1 protein-coding gene is annotated in these 1,308 nt (G+C 61.2%); it reads left to right on the top strand.

Annotated features, from left to right (window positions below):
* Positions 1-99: 99 nt before the first annotated feature.
* A complete protein-coding gene (locus QRO91_RS22400) occupies positions 100-1,302 on the top strand; it encodes an ISL3 family transposase (protein WP_032958013.1) in 1,203 nt (400 codons plus the stop codon).
* The last annotated feature ends 6 nt before the right edge of the window (positions 1,303-1,308 follow it).

Genomic DNA, 1,308 nt, shown 5'->3' with positions numbered 1-1,308 from the left:
GGTTCTTCTCCCATCTGAGGGGAGAGGCTCACGGCCGACCCGCTAGATTGTGGTTGTCGAGACTACAAACTGGGGCCGGCCGTGGCCAAGCTGGATTGTATGCCGTTGCTGGGATGCTGGGCGGGATATCGCCTGGATGGATGGCGCCGGGAGGCGCGTGGAGGAGCCACTTGGCTGGTGCTTTCGCTGCTGCCTGATTCACGCCGCCGCCGACGCTGTAGCGGATGTGGCAAGTGGGTGGTGGCCATCCATGACCAGACGCTCCGGCGGGTCCGTGATCTACCCGTGTTCGATGAGCCGGTCGAGCTGGAAGTCCAGCGCCAGCGGCTGGCCTGTCCTCGCTGCGGGCCAAAACTTGAGCATCTGGATTGGCTGGAGCGACATGCCCGGGTAACACAACGGCTGGCGCAGAGCGTGGCACGCATGTGTGCCACGGCCTCCATCCATGCCACCGCAAAGTGGCATGGCCTGGACTGGAAGACGGTCAAGGCGCTTGATTTCAGGCATCTGGTGCGGACGCTGGGTCCGGTGGACCTATCGAACGTCCGGGTGATCGCGATGGATGAGTTTGCGATCCAAAAGGGGCATCGCTACGCCACGGTGGTGGTCGAACCATCACGCAAGCGCGTGCTTTGGGTCGGTCGAGGACGCAGCCGCGCAGACGTACGTCCCTTCTTTGAGCTACTCGGAAAGGACGGCTGCGAACGCATCCAGGCGGTTGCTATGGACATGAATTCGGCATTCGACCTGGAAGTGAAAGCCCAATGCCCAAACGCCGAAGTGGTCTACGACCTGTTTCATGTGGTGGCCAAATACGGTCGGGAGGTCATCGACCGGGTCCGCGTGGATGAAGCCAACAGGCTGCGTCAGGACAAACCTGCCCGGCGTGTGGTGAAGACCTCTCGCTGGCTCTTGCTGCGCAACCGGCAGAACGTCCCGGCCGATCAACGAGTGAAGCTCAAGGAGCTGCTGGCTGCCAACAAGGCCCTATTGACGAGCTATGTGCTGAAAGACGACTTGAAGCAGCTCTGGCGCTACCGTAGCCAGGCCTGGGCAGCAAAAGCGTGGAAGAGCTGGCGACAGCGCGCATTGCGTAGCCGCCTGGAGCCCCTGCGAACGTTTGTCCGTCGCCTACAGCCCTATCTGCCAGGCATCCTGGCTCATTGCCGATGGCCCCTTGGAACGAATCTGGTCGAGGGAATCAACAACAAGATCAAGGTCATCAAGCGCGTCGCCTACGGATACCGAGACGACGCCTATTTCTTCCTCAAAATCCGTGCAGCCTTCCCCGGACTTGGGTGAAGAACC

Origin of the sequence: Stenotrophomonas maltophilia group sp. Smal32 (assembly GCF_030237085.1) — a bacterium.
GTDB lineage: Bacteria > Pseudomonadota > Gammaproteobacteria > Xanthomonadales > Xanthomonadaceae > Stenotrophomonas > Stenotrophomonas maltophilia_Q.
Note: the sequence above shows the minus strand (reverse complement) of the source record. Positions and strands in the feature narration are given on the sequence as shown.